This is a genomic window from Epibacterium sp. HA2-3, from assembly GCF_055693725.2.
In genome coordinates this window covers 535,001-553,552 of record NZ_JBVFUL020000002.1, presented here as the reverse complement: position 1 = coordinate 553,552, position 18,552 = coordinate 535,001, and the positions used below count along the sequence as shown (strand labels likewise).

The following is an 18,552-nucleotide window of genomic DNA, read 5'->3' as shown; positions in this document are numbered from 1 at the left end:
TTGTGCCTTGCCCGATAGGCGCACCTGTGAGACCCTAGAAGCATCTCGATCATCAGCTGGGAGGTGCAGGGATGTTGGGTACTCATCTGAAATTGGGGCTGATGTCCCTCTGTGCGGCCACCGTTGCCATGGGCGCGGCGGCGCAGGACGTGGCGGACACGATCTATACGGGCGGACCCGTGCTGACGATGGACGACAGCGCGCCGCGGGCCGAGGCCCTGGCAGTGCGCGAGGGGCGCATTGCGGCGGTTGGTTCCCTCGAGGCCGTGATGGCGCTGCGCGGCGAGAGCACCCGTGTGATCGATCTCGAAGGGGCCGCCCTGCTGCCGGGTTTTGTGGATGCACATGGCCATGTGGCGGCAATCGGTCTGCAGGCCATGGCGGCCAATCTCTTGCCCGCACCGGATGGGCGGGGCAACAGCATCGCCGAGCTTCAGGATATTCTACGCGACTTTATCGATGCTCAGCCCGAGCGGGTGGAGCGTTTTGGCGCTGTGATCGGGTTTGGCTATGACGACTCTCAGCTGAGCGAGCTGGCGCATCCGACGCGTCATGATCTCGATGCGGTTGCGGCGGATATTCCGGTCTATATCGTGCATCAGTCCGGCCATCTCGCGGTTGCCAATACCGCGGCGCTTGCGCTTGCGGGCATCACCGCCGAGAGCGAAGAGATGCCTGGCGGTGTGATCCGGCGCGAGGCCGATGGCAAAACCCCGGACGGGGTGCTCGAGGAAACCCCGCATTTTGTGGCGCTTGGCCGAATCCTCGGCGGGCTTGACGCGGAAGGCTCGATCGAGATGGTCCGCGCGGGCGTCGATCTCGTTGCCTCATATGGCTACACCACTGCACAGGAAGGGCGCGCGAGCACAGGGCAGGTGCAGATGATGCAGGCGCTGGCCGCGCAGCCGGATGGGCTGAAGGTCGATGTGGTGGCCTATCCCGACATCCTGATCGACCGTGATTTTATTCTGGAAGAACAGTCATTTGACTATGAGAACGGGCTAAGGGTGGGCGGCGCGAAGCTCACGATTGATGGCTCTCCGCAGGGGTTTACCGCCTGGCGGGACAAACCCTACTATGCGCCTCCGCCGCAGATGCGCAGCGACTATGTGGGCTATCCGGCGGCCAGCCCGGATCAGGTGTTTGACGCCATCGACTGGGCCTATGAGAACGACGTTCAGATCCTCACCCATTCCAATGGCGAAGCCGCCAGCGACCTGCTCTTGGCGGCAACGGGCGCAGCGGCCGAAAAGCACGGCAATGACGACCGCCGCTCGGTGCTGATCCATGGCCAGTTCCTGCGCGAGGATCAGGTGGACCGCATCAAGGCGCTCGACATCTTTCCCTCGCTCTTTCCCATGCACACGTTCTATTGGGGCGACTGGCATCGCGACCGCACCGTGGGGCCCGAGGCTGCGGATAATATCTCGCCCACCGGTTGGGTTCTGAAACGCGGCATGCGGTTCTCCACCCATCATGATGCGCCGGTCGCCTTTCCCGACTCGATGCGGGTGCTTGATGCGACCGTGACCCGGCGCAGCCGCAGTGGCGACATCATCGGTGCTGCGCATCGGGTTGACCCGATGACCGCGCTGAAGGCGATGACGATCTGGCCCGCATGGCAGCATTTTGAGGAAAACACCAAAGGCTCGCTCGAGGTGGGCAAGCTGGCGGATCTGGTGGTGCTTTCGGCGGATCCCACCGCGATCGACCCGGAAACCATCGATCAGATCCGGGTGCTGCGCACCATCAAAGAAGATGAGGTGGTCTATGACGCCTCCGAACGCGACGAGGGCTCCCTGTTGCAGTGGCGCCCGGTGCCGGGGCGGATCGACACCGGCTCGGAGATGCTGCGCCGGGCGGCCCTGATGCGGGAAATCCCCCGGGACCTGAGCGGGGTGCGCCGCCGGGTGGCGCTGCGGGCGGGCAGCGGGCCGACCCATGGCGCGACCTGCGTCTCGGGGTATCTCTTTGCGACGCTCACGCCGGGGTTTGAGCGGGCCAAAGACAGGTTGATCCCCTGATCAGACAGGGTTGGGCAGTCCACTGGTGGACTGCCCAATCAAATCAGCGCCATTTTGCCGCCAGTGTCCGCGCGCCCTGCGCCAGCACCAGCACATCCAGCCCTACCGCCAGGAATTGCGCGCCCATGTCTGAATAGGCCTGCGTGGCCTCATCGGTGACGCCAAGGATCCCCGGCGCCTTGCCCGCGGCCTTGATCCGCGAGATCGCATCCGCAATCACCGCGCGCACCTCGGGATGGGCAGAGTTGCCCTGATGCCCCATATCGGTCGAGAGATCCGCAGGGCCGATAAAGATCCCGTCGATGCCCTCCACGGCAAGGATGTCATCGAGGTTTTCAATGCCCTTGCGGTTCTCCACCTGCAGGAGAACGCAGATTTGCGCATCCGCTGTGGCGATGTAATCCGGCGTGGTGCCAAAGCGTGTCGCGCGCGCTCCGGCTGCGCCGACCCCGCGTGTGCCATGAGGCGGGTAGTGGCAGGCGCGGACCAGCTCGGCGGCCTGCTCGGCGGTTTCCACCATTGGCACCAGCACGGTCTGCGCGCCCGCATCCAGCACCTGTTTGATGATCCAGGCCTCGCCGATCGGGACCCGCACCACCGGTTCCGCCGGCGAGGTTGCCAGCGCCACCAGCTGATCGCGGATCGAGCGGATGTCGTTGGGGGCATGTTCGCCATCGACCACCAGCCGGTCAAAGCCTGCAGTGCCCATGACTTCGGTGGTGACGGCCTCGCCAAAGCTGCACCAGCAGCCGATCTGGCGCTGGCCATCCTTGAGGGCCTCTTTGAAACGATTGATCGGCGCGGCCATATCTAACCTCTTTTATAAAAACGAAATTTCTACCGAGCCGAAATCCGCGAAATCGGCGTGGATCTGGGTGCCGGACGGGCATTCCACAGGGCGGATGAACGACCCGGAGAGGACGATATCGCCTGCCTCGATCTGTTGTCCATAGTCCGCCATGCGCCGTGCAAGCCACAGTACGGAGGTCACAGGATCATCCAGGACGCCCGCGCCCAATCCGGTTTCCTCGACCACGCCATCGCGTTTCAGGATTGCGCCGACGCGGCGCAGATCAAAGGCGTCGACCCTATGTCGTGCCGAGCCCATCACGATGCCCGCATTGGCGGCATTGTCGCTGATGGTGTCGGTGATAATGCGGGCCTGCCCCGTGGCGGGATCGGCGCGCAGGATGCGGGTGTCGAGGATCTCCAATGACGGGGCAACATACTCGGTGGCCTTCAGGATGTCGTCGTGGGTGCAATCGCGGCCCGCGAGCGGCGCTTTCATCACAAAGGCGATCTCGGCCTCGACGCGGGGCTGGATGAAGCGGCCCTCTGGCACGGAGCTGCCCGATGCGAAGGCCATGTCATCAAGGAGCACGCCCGAGTCCGGTGTGGTGATATTTAGCGCCTGCTGCATGGCGCGGCTGGTGAGGCCGATCTTCCAGCCGATTTTGCGGCGACCTTGCGCGAGTTTCTGCGTCACCAGCGCCTTTTGCACCGCATAGGCATCCTCAAGTGTCATGCCCGGATAGGCGAGCGACAAGAGCCCGCATTGCTGGCCTGTTTCCTCGGCGCGCAGCAGTTGGGCGGCGGCCTCAGTGTGTTGATCCGGCGTCATGCCTCATCCTCTACTGTGTTGCGCAGAATGCCGATGCCTTCACCCTCGACCTCGATCACGTCGCCGGGTTTGAGGAACTTTGGCGGATCAAACCGCGCGCCTGCGCCGGTCGGGGTGCCGGTGACGATGATGTCGCCCGGAACCAGCGTGGTAAAGGTGGAGATATAGGCGATCTGACGGCGGATCGGGAACAGCATCCGCGAGGTGCGATCATCCTGACGCAGCTCGCCATTGACCTTGGTGGTGATCCGCACGTCATCAAGCTGCGCGGGCGCGGTAAAGGGCACCAGCCACGGGCCGATGGCACCGGAGCTGTCCCAGTTTTTGCCCTGTGTCACGTTGAATTTGGCATGGCGCACCCAATCGCGGATCGTACCTTCGTTACAAAGGGTTATTGCGGCGATGTGGTCATAGGCGTCTGCCTCAGAAATGCGGCGTCCGCCCTTGCCGATGACGATGGCGATCTCACCCTCGTAATCCAGTTGCGGGCTTTCCGGCGGGCGGATCAGGGGACGGTCCGCCCCGGTGAAGCTGCGCGCAAATCGTGGAAAGAGCGACATGTTGGGGGGGGCGTCCTGTCCGTCCTTATATTCCGCGTTGCGGTTGGGAAAGTTGACACCAACGCAGATGATTTTTTCCGGGCGGGGCACCGGGATCTGATAGGTGATCTGGTCGAGTGGATGGGTCACATCCCGCCCCTGCGCCGCTTGGGCAAGGGTGTGAAGACCTTTGTTTTCAATAACTTCGCGTAGGGTGGGCCACTCGGGGAACTCCGGCGATAGGGCGATTGCGCCCGCATCGGTGACGACACCATAGAAGGTTTCAGTCGCGGCGGTGTAGGTGGCAAAACGCATCAGCTCAGTCCTCGTGCAAGTTCTGTGATCACATCATGGGCGAGCATGATGTCAGCCTCGGTGGTTTCAAACGCGCCCGCCTGAAACCGGATCACCAGCACGCCGTCCACGCGGGTCTGGGTGAGGTAGATGCGGCCGTCGTCGTTGATCCTGTTCACGAGTTCGAGGTTCAGCGCGTCGAGGTCCGTGGCCCCATCAGGCGCGTAGCGGAAGGTCCAGAGCGACCACATCGGCGGGGTGACGATTTCAAAATCCGGCTCTTGCGCCAGCGCGTCGTGAAGCTGGCGCGACCATGCAACGTGATTGCGGATGCGCTGACGCAGCCCCTCAAGCCCATAGGTGCGGATCAGGAACCAGATCTTTAGCGCGCGGAAACGGCGGCCCAAAGGGACCGACCATTCCGAATAGTTGACGATGCCGTCGTGACCGTGGGTCTTGAGGTATTCCGGGCTAATGGCGAGGGTGCGCACCAGATCATCCGCGTTCTTAAGGAAATGCGCCGAGCAGTCAAACTGCGCGCCGAGCCATTTGTGCGGATTGAAGACGATGCTGTCTGCGCCCTCAATGCCCGGCCAATAGGCGCGAAACTCCGGGCAGATCATCGCGGAACCGGCCCAAGCCGCGTCCACATGGGTGTAAAGCCCGTGATCTTGCGCCACTTTGATGCAGTCCGCGATGGGATCGGTGGCACCGGTGCCGGTGCCGCCCACACAGAGGATGATGCCAGCGGGGTGAAGGCCTGCGGCCTTGTCGGCCTCAATGGCGGCATCAAGCGCGGCGGGATCCATGCCGCGCCAGTCGCCTTTGATTGGCACGCGCACGAGGTTGGCCTGACCGATGCCCGCAACCCAGATCGCACGGTCCACCGAGGTGTGCACCTCGGACGAACAATAGATCCGCAAGGTTGGCTGACCCGCGAGCCCCTGTTGATTGCCCTGCCAGTTCAAGGCCCGTTCGCGCATGGTGAGCACCGCAGCAAGGGTGGCGGAGGAGGCGCTGTCCTGAATGACGCCGCGAAATTCCCCCGGCAAGCCAAGGGATTGGCGCAGCCAGTCCATCATCCGGGTCTCCATCTCGGTCGCCGCCGGAGAGGTCTGCCAGAGCATACATTGCGGCGCGATGGCGGAGGTCAGGAATTCCGCCAGCACCGAGGGCGCGGCGGCGTTGGAGGCGAAATAGGCAAAGAAGCGCGGGTGCTGCCAGTGGGTGATGCCGGGCATCACCTTTTCCTCAAAATCGGCAAAGATCGTCTCCATGCCCTCGCCGTGTTCCGGCGGGGTCTCGGGCAGGGCGGTCAGCATATCACCGGGTTTGGTCTGCGCGCGCACCGGGCGCTCGCCCACGGTGAGGTGATAGTCCTGCGCCCAATCGGCGACCTTGCGGCCCCAGGATGCAAAATCGGTCCAGTTCATTTTGTGCTCCCTTGTTCGTGCCCAAGGCACGGACAGCGCCCGACCTTCCCAGGATCGGGCGCTGTCCCTTTGTCTTCTTACGGCGCGATGATCGGTTGTGCTTTGAGATCACTGTCGCGTGTTTCGGCCCCGTCGAACAGGGAGCCTTCTTCGAACCAGCTGCGCGGTGCGGGTGCGCCCCAGAGGGTCTGGCGCTGCGGGTCGGTGAGGGACCATTTGATCGGCTCCAGATCCGCATCGCAGGTCTGATAGTCCGAGCAATAGATTTCGATCCGGTGGCCGTCGGGGTCGCGCACATAGAGGAAGAACGCGTTGGAAATGCCGTGGCGGCCGGGGCCGCGTTCGATATTGGCGACATAGCCGGTGGTCGACATCAGATCGAGGAGGTCGATGATGTTGAGCGGGGTTGGTACCCAAAAGGCGGTGTGATGCAGACGCGGGCCGGTTCCATTGGTGAAGGCCACATCATGCACGCCGCCCTTGCGGTGCATCCAGGCTGCCCAGACGCGGCCGGAGTCGTCATCCTCGGTATATTCGGTGACGCGAAACCCCATCTCGCCGTAGAAGGCCACCGCCGCGTCGACATTGGCCGAGAACATGTTGAAGTGGTCGATGCGGAGGGGTTTCACGCCATTATAGAGCCTGTACTGCTGATGTATCGGCGGGAGGCGGTCCATCTTGACGTAGAACTCCAGCGGCACACCCCATGGATCGCGGGTGCGCAAGCTCGGCCCCATGAAGGGGCGTTCGATCCACTCCACCGGCAGGCTTTTGCCCTCGAAAAAGGCGGCGGCCTTCTCAAGATCCGGCGTGTCATAGAGTTTGAAGCCGAGGCACGCGACGCCCGCGTGGTCGGATTGGCGCAGGATGATGCAGTGGTGGCCGCGTTCTTCCATGGCGCGCAGATAAATCCGGCTGTCGTCCTCATGAGTGACCTGCAGGCCGAGGATGTCGACGTAGAAGGTGCGGGAGGCCGCAAGGTCGGTGACGCCGTATTCCACATGGCTGAGGCGGGTGATGTTGAAGGGCGGATAAAGATTTGCGGCGGGAATGGGCATGTCGGGTCTCCTCCGAATGGACAGGCCGAATGTTAGGGCGACATACGAGGGGCTCTGCCCCTCGCGCTCCCCGGGATATTTGGGAGAATCTGAAGGCCTCAGGCGCCGAGGCGGGGGATCTTGTGGTGGCCGGTGGCAAAGCCGATGTGTTTCTGTTCCATGTAGAACTCAAAGCTCCAGTCGCCGCCGTCGCGCCCGATCCCGGAAGCCTTGACCCCACCAAAGGGCGTAGGCAGGTGGCGGACGTTTTCCGAGTTGACCCAGATCATCCCGGCTTCGAGCGCATGGGTAAAGCGCATGGCGCGGGTCACATCGTTGGTCCAGACATAGGCGGTGAGGCCGTATTGGGTGTCATTGGCGATGGAGAGGGCCTCGTCTTCGTCGGTGAAGCGGATGGCGGTGAGCACGGGGCCGAAGATTTCCTCGCGGGCGATGGTCATCTGATTGGTGGCGCCGGTAAAGAGCGTGGGTTTGACAAACCAGCCGGTGTCGCCGTGGCGGCCGCCACCTGCGGCGACGGTTGCGCCATCGTGCCGCGCGATGTCGAAATAGGAGGTCACCTTGTCGAAGTGGGTCTTGTGAATGAGCGGGCCGATTTCTGTTTGGGGGTCAAGCGGGTGGCCGACCTTGATGCTGTTTACACGCGCGATCAGTTTGGCCTCGAATGCCTCGGCGATGCTGTCCTGAATGAGCAGGCGCGAGGAAGAGGTGCAGCGCTCGCCATTCAGCGAGTAGATCATGAAGATCGCCGCGTCCAAGGCCCGGTCGAGATCGGCATCGTCAAAGACCACCACCGGGTTCTTGCCGCCGAGTTCAAAATGCACACGTTTCAGGGTCGGCGCGCCTTGGGCCATGATCATCGAGCCGGTTTTGCTCTCACCGACAAAGGCGATGGCCTTGATGTCGGGATGTTCGGTGAGCGCTTTGCCGGCCTCTTCGCCGAGGCCGTTGACGAGGTTCCAGACGCCGGGGGGCAGGCCCGCATCATGGGCGATCTCCGCCAGAATACGGGCCGTCAGGGGCGAGAACTCTGCCGGTTTATGGACGACGGTGCAGCCCGCGGCCAAGGCAGGCGCGATCTTCCATGTGGAGAGCATGAAGGGCGTGTTCCAGGGTGTGATGACACCCACAGGGCCGATCGGCACACGGGTGGTGACATTCATCAAAGTGGGCGAGGGCAGCATCTGGCCATCGCGGGCCGAAGGCGCACGGTCGGCAAAGAAGCGAAAATTCTCTGCTCCGCGCAGGGCCGCTTTGGACATGAAGCGCAGCGCCTGACCGGTGTCCCAGCACTCGCAGAGCGCGATTTCCTCGGCCCGTTCCACAATCCCATCTGCGATGCGGTGCAGGATCGCCTTGCGTTCGGTCGCGGGCAGGTCGCGCCATGCGGGGAAGGCGGCTTTGGCGGCCTGTGCGGCTGCATCTATGTCCTCGGACCCGCCGCGGGCCACCGAGCAGATCACGCTCTCATCCACCGGCGAGGTCGTTTCAAACGTCTGGCCGGAGGCGGCGCGGCGGGCCTCGCCGCCAATGAGGTTGGTGATGCCGGATGCCCGGTGTTTTTCAAGAAAACCTGCGAGTTTGTCGAGGTTGGCGGCGAGGTCGCTCATGCGGGGTCTCCTGTGCTCAGATGGTCGCGGATGCTGCCGCATTTGGGCGATAGGTCAGGGTCGATGTCGCGCATCTCGAGCGAGAGCGCGATTGGATGAGAGGCCATCAACGGCGCGAGAACGGCGCGGGCGGCGGCAAAGATTTCTTGGGTGGCGGCCTTGCGGGCCTCGAGCGAGCGACCGCCGCGCAGGCGCACCGAGATATCGAGATACATGTGATCGGGATTGCCATCAGCGATGCTGATGTGATCGGCGGCAATCGCGCGCACCCGCACGCCGGCCATGGGCAGGACGCCGGTATTGATCGCGGCGCGGCGCAGGGTGTCACACAGCTCTGGTAAGTCGACGAACTGCGCCAGGCGGGGCGCATAGTCCAAGGTGATATGGGGCATTCGGGTCCTCCTCCCAAATTGCTTAACATGTTATGTTTGTGCGGCATCCCTGTCAACGGGGGCGGTGAAAAATACTTAACTTTGATAAGTGATTGCCAAGTCTGGGTTTGGCGGCGATACAGGGGAACATGACACATGCATTGCCCAGAACCGACAGATCCCTCCCGATTGCTTTGCTGCGCGCGCGTGAGCGGGTGATGGGGCCGGTGCGTCAGTTGTTGAACGGACAGGATCTGACCGAGCAGCAATGGCGGGTGCTGCGCGTGGTGCAGGAAAGCGGGCCGATTGATCCCACGCAGATCGCGGATCAAGCGTGTCTGTTGCTCCCAAGCCTCACGCGGATTCTGCAGAAATTGCAGGAAAAAGGGCTCATTGACCGGGCGCGGGATGAAACCGACCGGCGGCGGCAGGTGATTACCCTGACCGATGCGGGCATGCAGGTGATTGAGGCCAATATCGACGACAGCCTCGCCCTCATTGAGCGCACCCGCGAAAAGATGGGAGCCGAGGATTACGAGGCGCTGCTCGATCTGCTGCGCAAGCTCAACGGGCTTGATCTTTAGGGGCGTCTGAGCAGGATCTGCACGTCGGCCACATTGGTGCCTGTGCCGCCGATCGTTACCAAGGCATCTGCGGCCTTCAGGGCTGCATAGCTGTCGTTGTTGGCCAAGAGGGCCGCGGGATCAGCACCCGCGCGCGCGATCTCGGCCCAGGTGTCTGGTGTGACCAACCCGCCTGCGGCATCTGTCGGCCCGTCGCGGCCATCGGTGCCCCCGGAGAGAAACACCCAGTCCCCTGCGAGGCTCTTTGCCGCCTGCGCGATCCTGAGCGCCAGCTCCTGATTGCGTCCGCCGCGTCCGGTGCCGCTGAGGCGTACGGTGGTCTCGCCGCCAAACAGGAGGGCCGTCGGGCGGTCCGGGGCGGGCGTTTGGGCCGTGTCCAGTATGCGCTGGGCTGCCTCAGCGACATCCCCGGTCAGGTCATCGACCAGATCCGGCACATGCCAGCCAAGGGCCTTGGCGTGATCGCGCATTGCTTCAAGGCTGAACCGGTTGGAACCGATCAGGACGTTTTGCGCAGCGGGCATCTCGCGCTCATCTTCGGGGGTCTCAAGATGGGTTTTGACCGCAGCGGGGAGCGCGTTCCAGAGGCCTTCGGCCTGCAAAAGCGCGCGAGCGTCGGCCTTCTGACCCAGGGGGGCAACCGTGGGACCGGAGGCGATGGCGCGTAGATCATCGCCGATCACATCCGAGAGGATCAGGGCCGTGACTTCGGCGGGTGCGGCGGCGCGACACAGACCGCCGCCTTTGAGCTGCGACAGCGCCTGACGGATCAGGTTCATCCGGTTGATCTCCAGTCCCGAGGCCAGCAGCATCTCGTTCACGCTGGCCTTGTCCGCAAGGCTGAGACCCGGAGCCGGAGCCACTATCAGCGCCGACCCTCCGCCGGAGATCAGTACAATCAGCTGATCTGCCGCGGTGAGGGTCTGGACAAGGGACAGCACCCGCGCGCCTGCGTCGGCGCTTGATTGATCGGGGACCGGGTGGGATCCGGCGATCACTTCAGCACCGGGGACATCGGTGAGGTTTTCGGGATTGGTCACAACAAGCGCCGCTGCGGGCGGCTCTGCGAGCGCGGCGAGGGTTGCGCGCATCATTGGAACAGCGGCCTTGCCCAGGGCGAGCACAATGCGCCGCCCACCCGGAGCCAGAGGCGCAATCGGCTCTGCTGACAGCTGTGCAGCCACGGCGGCGGCGGGGTCGGCGCGTTGAATGGCGCAGTGGAACAGCTCCAGCGCGGTGTCTTGCATGCTCTGGGTCATCTGCGGCCTCTGTGGTTGTCCTTTGGGTTGCGGCATATTGCGCGGGCTTTTCGGGGCGGGTCAATGGGGCGCGGGAGCTGGCGCGACCGGCTTTCAAATCGAGCCATATAATCCTTCATGCGAATGGGGGTATCATAGGGATTGGCCTGAGCGCCTTGGCGCGGTTTGATGGGACTGCGAATTGAAAAGGTTATGCGATGACAAAACCCACCTATTATGCGCCCCATGGCGGGCTGCCGCCGCAGACCCAGCTCCTGACGGACCGGGCGATGTTTACCGAGGCCTATGCGGTGATCCCCAAGGGCACCAACAGCGATATTGTGACCAGCCTGCTGCCCTTCTGGGAGAAGGCCCGGTTCTGGGTGATCGCGCGGCCGCTGTCGGGCTTTGCCGAGACGTTTTCGCATTACATCGCCGAGGTTCTGCCCGGTGGTGGCTCCACACGGCCCGAAACCGAGGCAGGTGTGGAGGCGGTGCTGTTTGTGGTCGAAGGGCAGATGGAGCTGACCCTTGACGGGGCCACACATCAGATGCGCGAAGGCGGCTATGCCTTTGTGCCGCCAGCCTCGGATTGGAGTTTGAGGAACACAAGCGACGCGCCGGTGCGGTTTCACTGGATCCGCAAGGCCTATCAGGCGGTGGAGGGGCTGGATCAGCCCGACGCCTTTGTCACCAACGAACAGGAGGTGACGCCAACGGCGATGCCCGGCACCGATGGCAAATGGGCGACCTCGCGCTTTGTGAACCCCGAGGATCTGCGCCACGACATGCACGTGACCATCGTGACCTTTGAGCCGGGCGCGGTCATTCCCTTTGCCGAGACGCATGTGATGGAGCATGGGCTCTATGTGCTCGAGGGGAAGGCGGTTTATCGGCTCAACCAGGATTGGGTCGAGGTGGAAGCAGGCGACTACATGTGGTTGCGCGCCTTCTGCCCGCAGGCCTGTTATGCGGGGGGGCCGGGCAAGTTCCGCTATCTGCTTTATAAAGATGTGAACCGGCACATGCCGCTGGCGCCGCTGCGCTGAGTGACCTTCAACAGACTGCTATCAAAATGAAAAAGGGCCGCGTGATGCGGCCCTTTTGCTTATTCTGGCGCCCCTCAGTGCGCGTCGCGTGACGTACCAAGCGATCCTTTGGAGTGACCGGACAGACCGCCCGAGACCTCTTCGGTGGACTCATCTGCCAGTTCTTCGGGCAGGATCAGGTTCAAGGCGATAGAGATCACGGCAGCGGGCAGAAGGCCGCTGGTCAGCAGGATGCGCGCGGTGTCGGGCATGTGCTGCAGCGCGCCGGGCTCCAGCTGCAGGCCAAGACCTACCGAGAGTGAAATTGCAAAGATCACCATGTTGCGCCGGTTCCAGTCCACATCCGACAGGATCGAGATCCCCGCTGCGACCACCATCCCGAACATCACGATGACACCGCCACCGAGCACCTCGATCGGGACCGTGCGAATGACCGCGCCGACCTTGGGAATGAGGCCACAGATCATCAGGAAGATCGCGCCGCAGGTGACAACATGCCGGCTCATGACGCCGGTCATGGCGATGAGGCCGACGTTCTGACTGAAGGAGGTGTTGGGCATCGCGCCGAAGGCCCCCGCCAGCGCCGAGCCAAAGCCGTCGGCAAAGGTTGCGCCTTCGATTTCCTTGTCCGTGGCTTCGCGGCCTGCGCCGCCTTTGGTGATGCCGGAAACATCGCCCACGGTTTCGACCGCGGATACAAAGGCCATCAGGCAGAAGCCCAGAATCGCGGCAAAGGAGAACTCAAACCCGTATTTGAACGGCTGAGGCAGCGCAAAGGCGGCGGCATTGCTCCAGCTGGTGCCAATCGAGTCAAAACTGAGCATCCCCACCATGAGTGCGTAGATATAGCCGACAATCAGCCCCAGGAGCACAGCTGCCACGGAGAGCATGCCACGGGTGAAAAACTTGAGCCCGAGCGTGACCACGATCACCACAAGCGCCGCCGACCAGTTCAGAAGCGAGCCATATTCCGGCGTCCCGATGGCGGGCACACCGCCTGCGGCATATTGGATGCCGACCTTGACCAGCGCCAGACCGATCATGGTGACCACAAGGCCGGTGACAAGTGGCGGCAGCGCAAAGCGGATGCGGCCAATCACCAGACCAAGGGCCGCGTGGAACAGCCCACCGATGAGCACGCCGCCAAAGAGCGCCGCCAGCGCATCCACGCCCTTGCCCGCAACCAGCGGAATCATGATCGGCAGGAAGGCAAACGAGGTCCCCTGCACGATTGGCAGCTTGGCCCCGACCGGACCAAGCGTCAGCGTCTGCATCAGGGTGGCGATCCCGGCAAACAGCATCGACATCTGGATCAGGTACAAAAGCTCGGGAAAGTCGGGGGAGTTTGAGCCAAAGCCAAACCCGGCTGCCCCCGCCACAATGATTGCGGGGGTCACGTTGGAGACAAACATCGCCAGCACATGCTGGATGCCCAGCGGGATGGCTTTGCCCAGAGGGGGCATATAGTCGGGGTCGCGGAGCTGCTCCGGCGTCCCGATGGTTGTATCAGACATGTTCTGTTCCCTGTTGGTTGGGGGGATCTCCTGTCCTCATTGGGCGGGTCAGGATGATCCGGGGTGTGTGGCAGAGGCTATCCCTCCGCCGGTGCTGAAATTTCGGTGACGATCCAAGGCTCTTTGAACCAGTGTTCTTCGAGGTTGGCGCCATCGCCGATACGGTCGATGACGATGTACTGACCGGGCTGCTGAAAGGGGGCGAGCACGCCATGCCAGGTGCCGCGATGCAGGTTGATCGACTGGCCCGGTGCGCTCAGGAAGGCTTCGGGCTGGCCGGGGCTGCCATCCACGTCGGGGGCCACGATCACGATCATCGGCACGCCATCAAGCGGCACAAAGGCCTGGCTGCCCTCGGGGTGGCGTTCGACCAGCTCTACCCGGTAGGGGAGATGCCGCGCCTCGGAGACAAAGAGACTGATGCCTGCGCGACCATCCGCAAAATCAAGCTGCGCAAGATCATGGTGGCGGCCGCATTTGCCCTGATTGATGATCTTGTCGGGCTCTGGCTTTGGCATCAGGAGATCGCCATAGGGGGCAAACGCCTCTGCCGTGAGGGGGCGGGCCGTGAGGGTGCGGCTCATGGCAGGAGGTCCATCAGGCGAAACTCTGCGATGCGCTCGACCTGCCTGCAGGCCTCGTCAAATTCCGTGGTGCGGTCATTGTCGATGCGGCGCTTGAAGGCCGCCATGATCGACGCTTTGTCGTGATCGCGCACCGCGATGATGAAGGGAAAGCCGTGCTTTTCCACATAGGCGGTGTTGAGCGCGGTAAAGGTCTCGCGCTCCGCGTCGGTCAGAAGGTTGAGCCCGGCACTGGCCTGTTCCGAGGTGCTCTCGGCGGTGAGGCGTCCGGCAGAGGCGAGTTTGCCCGCAAGATCCGGGTGCGCGGTCAAAACGCCGAGGCGTTCGTCCTCGGATGCGCTGCGGAAGATCCGGCAGAGCGCATTATGCACGCCTGCCGCGCAATCATGCGCGGGTCCAAGTTCGAGATCAAAGGCGCGATCAGCAATCCAGGGGGAGTGCTCAAAGATTGACCCATAAGCGCCCACAAATGTGTCTCGGTCCATCTGGCTCGGGCGTTGGCGGCGCTGATGCGGATGCTCTGTGGCCCAGTGTTCGGCGATATCGATGCGGCGCGGGCACCAGACGCCCGGATGGCTCTGGATATGGTCGATAAAGCGTTTGAGCGCGGCGATCTTGCCCGGACGCCCGATCAGGCGGCAGTGCAGACCGATGGTCATCATCTTGGGCGCCCCCGCCGCGCCTTCGGAGTAGAGCGTATCAAAGGCGTCGGTCAGATAGTCCCCAAAATCAGATCCCGTGACCCAGCCCGGCGCGGTGGCAAAGCGCATGTCGTTGGCTTCAAGCGTGTAGGGAATGATGAGCTGATCGCGCGCGCCCACCTCGAGCCAATAGGGCAGGTCGTCATCATAGGTGTCGGAGATATAGTCAAACCCGCCTTCCTCGGCGACGAGCCGCACCGTATTGGCGCTGCAGCGCCCGGTGTACCAGCCGCGGGGGCGGGTGCCGACCACTTCGGTATGAAGGCGGATCGCCTCTTTGATGGAGGCGCGCTCGTCGTCCTCGGCCATGTCCTTGTGTTCGACCCATTTGAGACCATGGGAGGCGATTTCCCAGTCGGCGTCCTTCATCGCCTTCAGCTGCTCGGGGCTGCGGGCAAGCGCACTGGCGACGCCGTAGATGGTCAGCGGGATGCCCGCGCCGGTGAACAGGCGGTGCAGACGCCAAAAGCCTGCGCGCGCGCCATATTCATAGATCGACTCCATGTTCCAGTGGCGCTGGCCCGGCCATTGCGCAGCGCCGGGGATGTCGGAGAGAAACGCCTCGGAGGCCGCATCCCCGTGCAGGGTGCAGTTCTCGCCCCCTTCCTCGTAGTTCAGGACAAATTGCACGGCGATCTTTGCGCCATTTGGCCAGGCAGGGTGGGGGGGCGTTGCGCCGTAGCCGCGCATGTCGCGGGGATAGCGTGTCACGTTGGGGTCTCCGGTTTTGAGTTCGTTTCATTGTTATACATGTGAAATGTCCCTTGGGCTTTACAGCAATTTTTGAAAGTGCTGTTTGATGCTCGTGCGTGCATCTCGGGCAGGGCGGGCGCATTATGGTGTGAAATTCAGCACCAAGGAGATGGCGCAGGGGCGACGCGGCCGCTGAGCCTCAGAGGAAAGGCGAGAGATGAGCGGATATCTGACCACACATGTTCTGGACACCGCGCGGGGCTGTCCCGCAGAGGGGATCGAGATCGCCCTTTATAAGGTGAGCGCCGGCGCGCGCGAGAAAGTTGCGCAGACCGTGACCAATAGCGATGGGCGCACCGATAGCCCGATCCTGCCTGCAGAGCGTTTTGCGACCGGCAGCTATGAGCTGGTGTTTTTCTGTGGCGACTACCTGCGTGCCACCGGCCAGGCGGGGGAGGACCCGCTGTTTCTCGATGAAGTGCCGATCCGGTTCGGGATGAGCGAGGCGGAGAGCCATTATCATGTGCCGCTACTGCTCTCGCCCTATGGCTACTCCACCTATCGGGGCAGCTGACGCATAGATATTTGGGAAAAGAGGAAGGGGCGGGCCGCAGGGCACCGCCCTTTTTCATGTCCGAAGGGCGGGCTCAGGCGGCGTCAGCGGGAAGGGAGGCGAGGATGTGATCGACCATGAAGTCCAAGAACAGGCGCACCTTGGGGTCCTGGTGGCGGCGGTGCATGTAAAGACAGGCCATCTGGATGGTGGCCGGAGGCTCATCTGGGAGCACCGGCACCAAGCGGCCTGACGCCAGATGTTCCGAGATTTCAAACACCGGTTTCAGGATGATGCCGTGCCCGTCGAGCGCCCATTGGGTCAAAACATCCCCGTGGTCTGATTCAAAAGGTCCGGTGACCGCCACACGGCGCAGCCCATCGGGGCCGTGCAGAGGCCATTGAAACTCTGGCGCGCCGGGGTAGCGCAGGTTCAGACAATCATGGGCGTCGGTTTTGAGCTCGGCGCTGGATGTCGGGGTGCCGCGCGCCTTGAGATAGGCCGGCGCGGCGCAGAGAACGCGCGGGCAGTCGGTGATCTTGCGGATCTTGAGGTTGGAATCCTCGGGCAATCCCAGAAAGAAGGCCGCATCAAGTCCCTCGGCAGCGAGGTCCAGTTTGCGATCCGACAGGCGCAGGCGAATATTGATCAAAGGATAGGCTGCATTGAACTGCGGTACGGCAGGCGCAATGAGGCGCTGGCCCAGCCCAAGGGGCGCTGCGACATAAAGCGTGCCACGCGGCGTTTGCGTCACGTTGGAGATGTCGGCTTCTGCCTCTTCGACGGCCTCCAGAATCTTGACTGCGCCGTGATAGAAGAGCTGCCCCTGTTCAGTGGGGTGCAGGAGCCGGGTGGTGCGTTGAAAAAGGCGCACCTTGAGGTGTTCTTCGAGCTGCGAAATCCGCGAGGAGGCCACGGCGGCAGAGATGCGCATGTCCCGTGCAGCAGCAGACATATTGCCAAGTTCGTAGACGCGGACGAAGGTGCGGATATTGTTCAGGTAGGCCATGTCGGGGATTTCATTGTTAGCTTATGTTTGAAGCAGCTTGGAATTTTTTCCTGATACACGAAAATACCGCGCGCGCCTAGGGTCAGGGCAAACGCGCAAGGAGTGAGCTATGCAAGAGCTTGTCATCATGTGGGACTGGCTGGGGTTTGCCGTCCGCTGGCTACATGTCATCACCGCGATCGCCTGGATCGGGTCGTCCTTTTATTTCGTGGCGCTGGATCTGGGGCTGCGCAAGGTGCCGCATCTTCCGGTGGGCGCGCATGGTGAAGAGTGGCAGGTGCACGGCGGTGGCTTTTACCACATCCAGAAATATCTGGTCGCCCCGGCCAATATGCCCGACCACCTGATCTGGTTCAAATGGGAGAGCTACGCCACCTGGCTCTCGGGGGCGGCGCTCCTGATGATCGTCTACTGGGCGGGCGGCGAGCTGTATCTCATTGACGCAAACAAGGCCGACCTGGCGCTGTGGCAGGGGATCCTGATTTCCGGCGCATCACTGAGCGTGGGCTGGCTGGTCTATGACTTTTTGTGCAAATCCCCCCTTGGCGAAAAGCCGACCATGCTGATGGTGCTGCTGTTCGTGCTGCTGGTAGCCATGGGTTATGGTTACAACCAGATCTTTACCGGCCGGGCGGTGATGCTGCATCTGGGGGCCTTCACGGCGACCATCATGACGGCGAATGTGTTCTTCATCATCATGCCGAACCAGCGCATCGTGGTAAAAGACCTGCAAGAAGGGCGCACGCCGGATGCAAAATACGGCAAGATCGCCAAGCTGCGCTCGACGCACAACAACTACCTGACCTTGCCGGTGATCTTCCTGATGCTCTCCAACCACTATCCGCTGGCCTTTGCCACCGAGTACAACTGGCTGATTGCGGCGCTTGTGTTCCTGATGGGGGTGACGATCCGTCACTACTTCAACACGCGGCACGCGGGCGCGGGCAATCCGACCTGGACCTGGCCCGTGACGATCCTGCTGTTCATTGCCATCATGGCATTGAGCCAAGCGCCGCTGGTGCAGGACACCTATGAGGAGTCCGAGGCGCGTACACTGACCCAAACCGAGCTGGCTTTTGCTGGCTCGGAGCATTTCGAGGACGTGATGAATGTGGTGCCGGGACGTTGCGCCATGTGCCACGCGCGCGAGCCTTATTACGACGGCATCCGCCGCGCGCCCAAGAATGTGTTGCTCGAAACACCGGCAGATGTCGCCAAATACGCCCGGCAGATCTATCTTCAGGCCGGGGCGACCCATGCAATGCCGCCTGCAAATGTGACCTATATGGAAGAGGACGAGCGCGCGCTCATCCGTCAATGGTATGCAGATGGCGCGGCAGAGCTGCCCTTCTATCTGGCGGGCAACTGACCCTCTTCCTCCCCCTTGCCCTCCGCTATGTCCCCACATTGATCCGGGGCACCGGATCTCGCTGACCGCCCGACCTTGCGTTGCTCCCAAAAGGGGCGCGACGCGGGCCTGCGCTGGGCGCTGGGGCTCTCTCCTAGTTTACGAAAGGCGAACCTGATGTCCGCTGATGCCAAGATCCTGCGTGGCCGCACGCTGACTTTTCATGCCGAGCCCAACGGGCCAGATGATACCGCGGCCTATACCTGTCTCGAGGATGGCGCGCTGCTGATCCGCGATGGTCGCATTGCCGCCCATGGGGCCTATGCCGA

General features: G+C 62.7%; 18 protein-coding genes (1 of these 18 running past the window's edge). 6 read left to right on the top strand and 12 right to left on the bottom strand.

What is annotated here, in order from left to right; translation table 11 throughout:
- Positions 1–71: 71 nt before the first annotated feature.
- A complete protein-coding gene (locus ACZ1HH_RS17130; protein ID WP_487320455.1) occupies positions 72–2,024 on the top strand; it encodes an amidohydrolase family protein in 1,953 nt (650 codons plus the stop codon).
- A 43-nt stretch (positions 2,025–2,067) separates the two neighbouring features.
- Here ACZ1HH_RS17130 and ACZ1HH_RS17125 read toward each other — a convergent pair whose 3' ends face one another.
- The 7 genes from ACZ1HH_RS17125 to ACZ1HH_RS17095 form a co-directional block, all read right to left on the bottom strand.
- The gene (locus ACZ1HH_RS17125) at positions 2,068–2,832 is read right to left on the bottom strand and encodes an HpcH/HpaI aldolase family protein (RefSeq protein ID WP_472635474.1); all 765 of its coding nucleotides are present in this window, start codon (positions 2,830–2,832) and stop codon (positions 2,068–2,070) included.
- A gap of 12 nt (positions 2,833–2,844) precedes the next feature.
- Positions 2,845–3,645 carry a 2-oxo-hept-4-ene-1,7-dioate hydratase gene (gene hpaH / locus ACZ1HH_RS17120; RefSeq protein WP_472635473.1) on the bottom strand — a complete coding sequence of 267 codons (801 nt, stop codon included), beginning with the start codon at positions 3,643–3,645 and terminating at the stop codon, positions 2,845–2,847.
- The gene (locus ACZ1HH_RS17115) at positions 3,642–4,499 is read right to left on the bottom strand and encodes a fumarylacetoacetate hydrolase family protein (RefSeq protein WP_472635472.1); all 858 of its coding nucleotides are present in this window, start codon (positions 4,497–4,499) and stop codon (positions 3,642–3,644) included. Before ACZ1HH_RS17115 ends, hpaH begins: the two co-directional genes overlap by 4 nt.
- Complete coding sequence (locus ACZ1HH_RS17110) at positions 4,499–5,911, bottom strand: pyridoxal phosphate-dependent decarboxylase family protein (RefSeq protein ID WP_472635471.1); 1,413 nt, start codon at positions 5,909–5,911, stop codon at positions 4,499–4,501. The genes ACZ1HH_RS17115 and ACZ1HH_RS17110 overlap by 1 nt, the downstream gene beginning before the upstream one ends.
- A 77-nt stretch (positions 5,912–5,988) precedes the next feature.
- Positions 5,989–6,969 (bottom strand): 3,4-dihydroxyphenylacetate 2,3-dioxygenase, encoded by a 981-nt coding sequence (gene hpaD, locus ACZ1HH_RS17105; RefSeq protein ID WP_011537082.1) that lies wholly within the window; start codon positions 6,967–6,969, stop codon positions 5,989–5,991.
- A 98-nt stretch (positions 6,970–7,067) separates the two neighbouring features.
- Positions 7,068–8,579 carry a 5-carboxymethyl-2-hydroxymuconate semialdehyde dehydrogenase gene (hpaE, locus tag ACZ1HH_RS17100; RefSeq protein ID WP_472635470.1) on the bottom strand — a complete coding sequence of 504 codons (1,512 nt, stop codon included), beginning with the start codon at positions 8,577–8,579 and terminating at the stop codon, positions 7,068–7,070.
- A complete protein-coding gene (locus tag ACZ1HH_RS17095) occupies positions 8,576–8,971 on the bottom strand; it encodes a 5-carboxymethyl-2-hydroxymuconate Delta-isomerase (RefSeq protein ID WP_472635469.1) in 396 nt (131 codons plus the stop codon). Before ACZ1HH_RS17095 ends, hpaE begins: the two co-directional genes overlap by 4 nt.
- 128 nt (positions 8,972–9,099) lie before the next feature.
- Here ACZ1HH_RS17095 and hpaR point away from each other — a divergent pair, with 128 nt between their 5' ends.
- Positions 9,100–9,534, top strand: coding sequence for a homoprotocatechuate degradation operon regulator HpaR (hpaR, locus tag ACZ1HH_RS17090; protein WP_011537085.1), 435 nt, complete (start codon positions 9,100–9,102; stop codon positions 9,532–9,534).
- Here the strand turns inward: hpaR and ACZ1HH_RS17085 are convergent.
- Positions 9,531–10,793: a glycerate kinase type-2 family protein gene (locus ACZ1HH_RS17085; RefSeq protein ID WP_472635468.1), complete on the bottom strand. Its 1,263-nt coding sequence runs from the start codon at positions 10,791–10,793 to the stop codon at positions 9,531–9,533. The genes hpaR and ACZ1HH_RS17085 overlap by 4 nt on opposite strands.
- Positions 10,794–10,990: 197 nt before the next feature.
- Here ACZ1HH_RS17085 and ACZ1HH_RS17080 point away from each other — a divergent pair, with 197 nt between their 5' ends.
- On the top strand, positions 10,991–11,821 hold the full coding sequence (locus tag ACZ1HH_RS17080) for a bifunctional allantoicase/(S)-ureidoglycine aminohydrolase (RefSeq protein WP_472635467.1): 831 nt from the start codon (positions 10,991–10,993) through the stop codon (positions 11,819–11,821).
- Between the two features lie 74 nt (positions 11,822–11,895).
- Here ACZ1HH_RS17080 and ACZ1HH_RS17075 read toward each other — a convergent pair whose 3' ends face one another.
- The 3 genes from ACZ1HH_RS17075 to puuE form a co-directional block, all read right to left on the bottom strand.
- A complete protein-coding gene (locus tag ACZ1HH_RS17075) occupies positions 11,896–13,335 on the bottom strand; it encodes a uracil-xanthine permease family protein (protein WP_472635466.1) in 1,440 nt (479 codons plus the stop codon).
- Between the two features lie 77 nt (positions 13,336–13,412).
- Complete coding sequence (locus tag ACZ1HH_RS17070) at positions 13,413–13,919, bottom strand: ureidoglycolate lyase (protein WP_472635465.1); 507 nt, start codon at positions 13,917–13,919, stop codon at positions 13,413–13,415.
- On the bottom strand, positions 13,916–15,331 hold the full coding sequence (gene puuE / locus ACZ1HH_RS17065; RefSeq protein WP_487320454.1) for an allantoinase PuuE: 1,416 nt from the start codon (positions 15,329–15,331) through the stop codon (positions 13,916–13,918). The genes ACZ1HH_RS17070 and puuE overlap by 4 nt, the downstream gene beginning before the upstream one ends.
- A gap of 199 nt (positions 15,332–15,530) precedes the next feature.
- On the opposite strand from puuE, the gene uraH reads away from it, so the two are divergent.
- A complete protein-coding gene (uraH, locus tag ACZ1HH_RS17060; RefSeq protein WP_011537091.1) occupies positions 15,531–15,887 on the top strand; it encodes a hydroxyisourate hydrolase in 357 nt (118 codons plus the stop codon).
- Positions 15,888–15,960: 73 nt separating this feature from the next.
- Here the strand turns inward: uraH and ACZ1HH_RS17055 are convergent, their stop codons facing one another.
- Complete coding sequence (locus ACZ1HH_RS17055) at positions 15,961–16,875, bottom strand: LysR family transcriptional regulator (RefSeq protein WP_472635464.1); 915 nt, start codon at positions 16,873–16,875, stop codon at positions 15,961–15,963.
- Between the two features lie 109 nt (positions 16,876–16,984).
- On the opposite strand from ACZ1HH_RS17055, the gene ACZ1HH_RS17050 reads away from it, so the two are divergent.
- Positions 16,985–18,244, top strand: coding sequence for a urate hydroxylase PuuD (locus ACZ1HH_RS17050; RefSeq protein WP_011537093.1), 1,260 nt, complete (start codon positions 16,985–16,987; stop codon positions 18,242–18,244).
- 156 nt (positions 18,245–18,400) lie between these two features.
- Positions 18,401–18,552: the beginning of a guanine deaminase gene (gene guaD, locus ACZ1HH_RS17045; RefSeq protein WP_472635463.1), read on the top strand. Its footprint extends 1,171 nt past the window's final position; only the first 152 of its 1,323 coding nucleotides appear in the window; it begins with the start codon at positions 18,401–18,403; its stop codon lies off the right edge, out of view.

Coding starts and splice junctions, on each gene's coding strand:
- ACZ1HH_RS17095 (WP_472635469.1), bottom strand. CDS start 8,971: ATGCCCCATATCACCTTGGACTATGCGCCCCGCCTGGCGCAGTTCGTC.
- hpaH (WP_472635473.1), bottom strand. CDS start 3,645: ATGACGCCGGATCAACACACTGAGGCCGCCGCCCAACTGCTGCGCGCC.
- ACZ1HH_RS17085 (WP_472635468.1), bottom strand. CDS start 10,793: ATGACCCAGAGCATGCAAGACACCGCGCTGGAGCTGTTCCACTGCGCC.
- ACZ1HH_RS17070 (WP_472635465.1), bottom strand. CDS start 13,919: ATGAGCCGCACCCTCACGGCCCGCCCCCTCACGGCAGAGGCGTTTGCC.
- uraH (WP_011537091.1), top strand. CDS start 15,531: ATGAGCGGATATCTGACCACACATGTTCTGGACACCGCGCGGGGCTGT.
- ACZ1HH_RS17050 (WP_011537093.1), top strand. CDS start 16,985: ATGCAAGAGCTTGTCATCATGTGGGACTGGCTGGGGTTTGCCGTCCGC.
- hpaD (WP_011537082.1), bottom strand. CDS start 6,969: ATGCCCATTCCCGCCGCAAATCTTTATCCGCCCTTCAACATCACCCGC.
- ACZ1HH_RS17130 (WP_487320455.1), top strand. CDS start 72: ATGTTGGGTACTCATCTGAAATTGGGGCTGATGTCCCTCTGTGCGGCC.
- ACZ1HH_RS17075 (WP_472635466.1), bottom strand. CDS start 13,335: ATGTCTGATACAACCATCGGGACGCCGGAGCAGCTCCGCGACCCCGAC.
- ACZ1HH_RS17125 (WP_472635474.1), bottom strand. CDS start 2,832: ATGGCCGCGCCGATCAATCGTTTCAAAGAGGCCCTCAAGGATGGCCAG.
- ACZ1HH_RS17055 (WP_472635464.1), bottom strand. CDS start 16,875: ATGGCCTACCTGAACAATATCCGCACCTTCGTCCGCGTCTACGAACTT.
- ACZ1HH_RS17080 (WP_472635467.1), top strand. CDS start 10,991: ATGACAAAACCCACCTATTATGCGCCCCATGGCGGGCTGCCGCCGCAG.
- ACZ1HH_RS17110 (WP_472635471.1), bottom strand. CDS start 5,911: ATGAACTGGACCGATTTTGCATCCTGGGGCCGCAAGGTCGCCGATTGG.
- hpaR (WP_011537085.1), top strand. CDS start 9,100: ATGACACATGCATTGCCCAGAACCGACAGATCCCTCCCGATTGCTTTG.
- ACZ1HH_RS17115 (WP_472635472.1), bottom strand. CDS start 4,499: ATGCGTTTTGCCACCTACACCGCCGCGACTGAAACCTTCTATGGTGTC.
- hpaE (WP_472635470.1), bottom strand. CDS start 8,579: ATGAGCGACCTCGCCGCCAACCTCGACAAACTCGCAGGTTTTCTTGAA.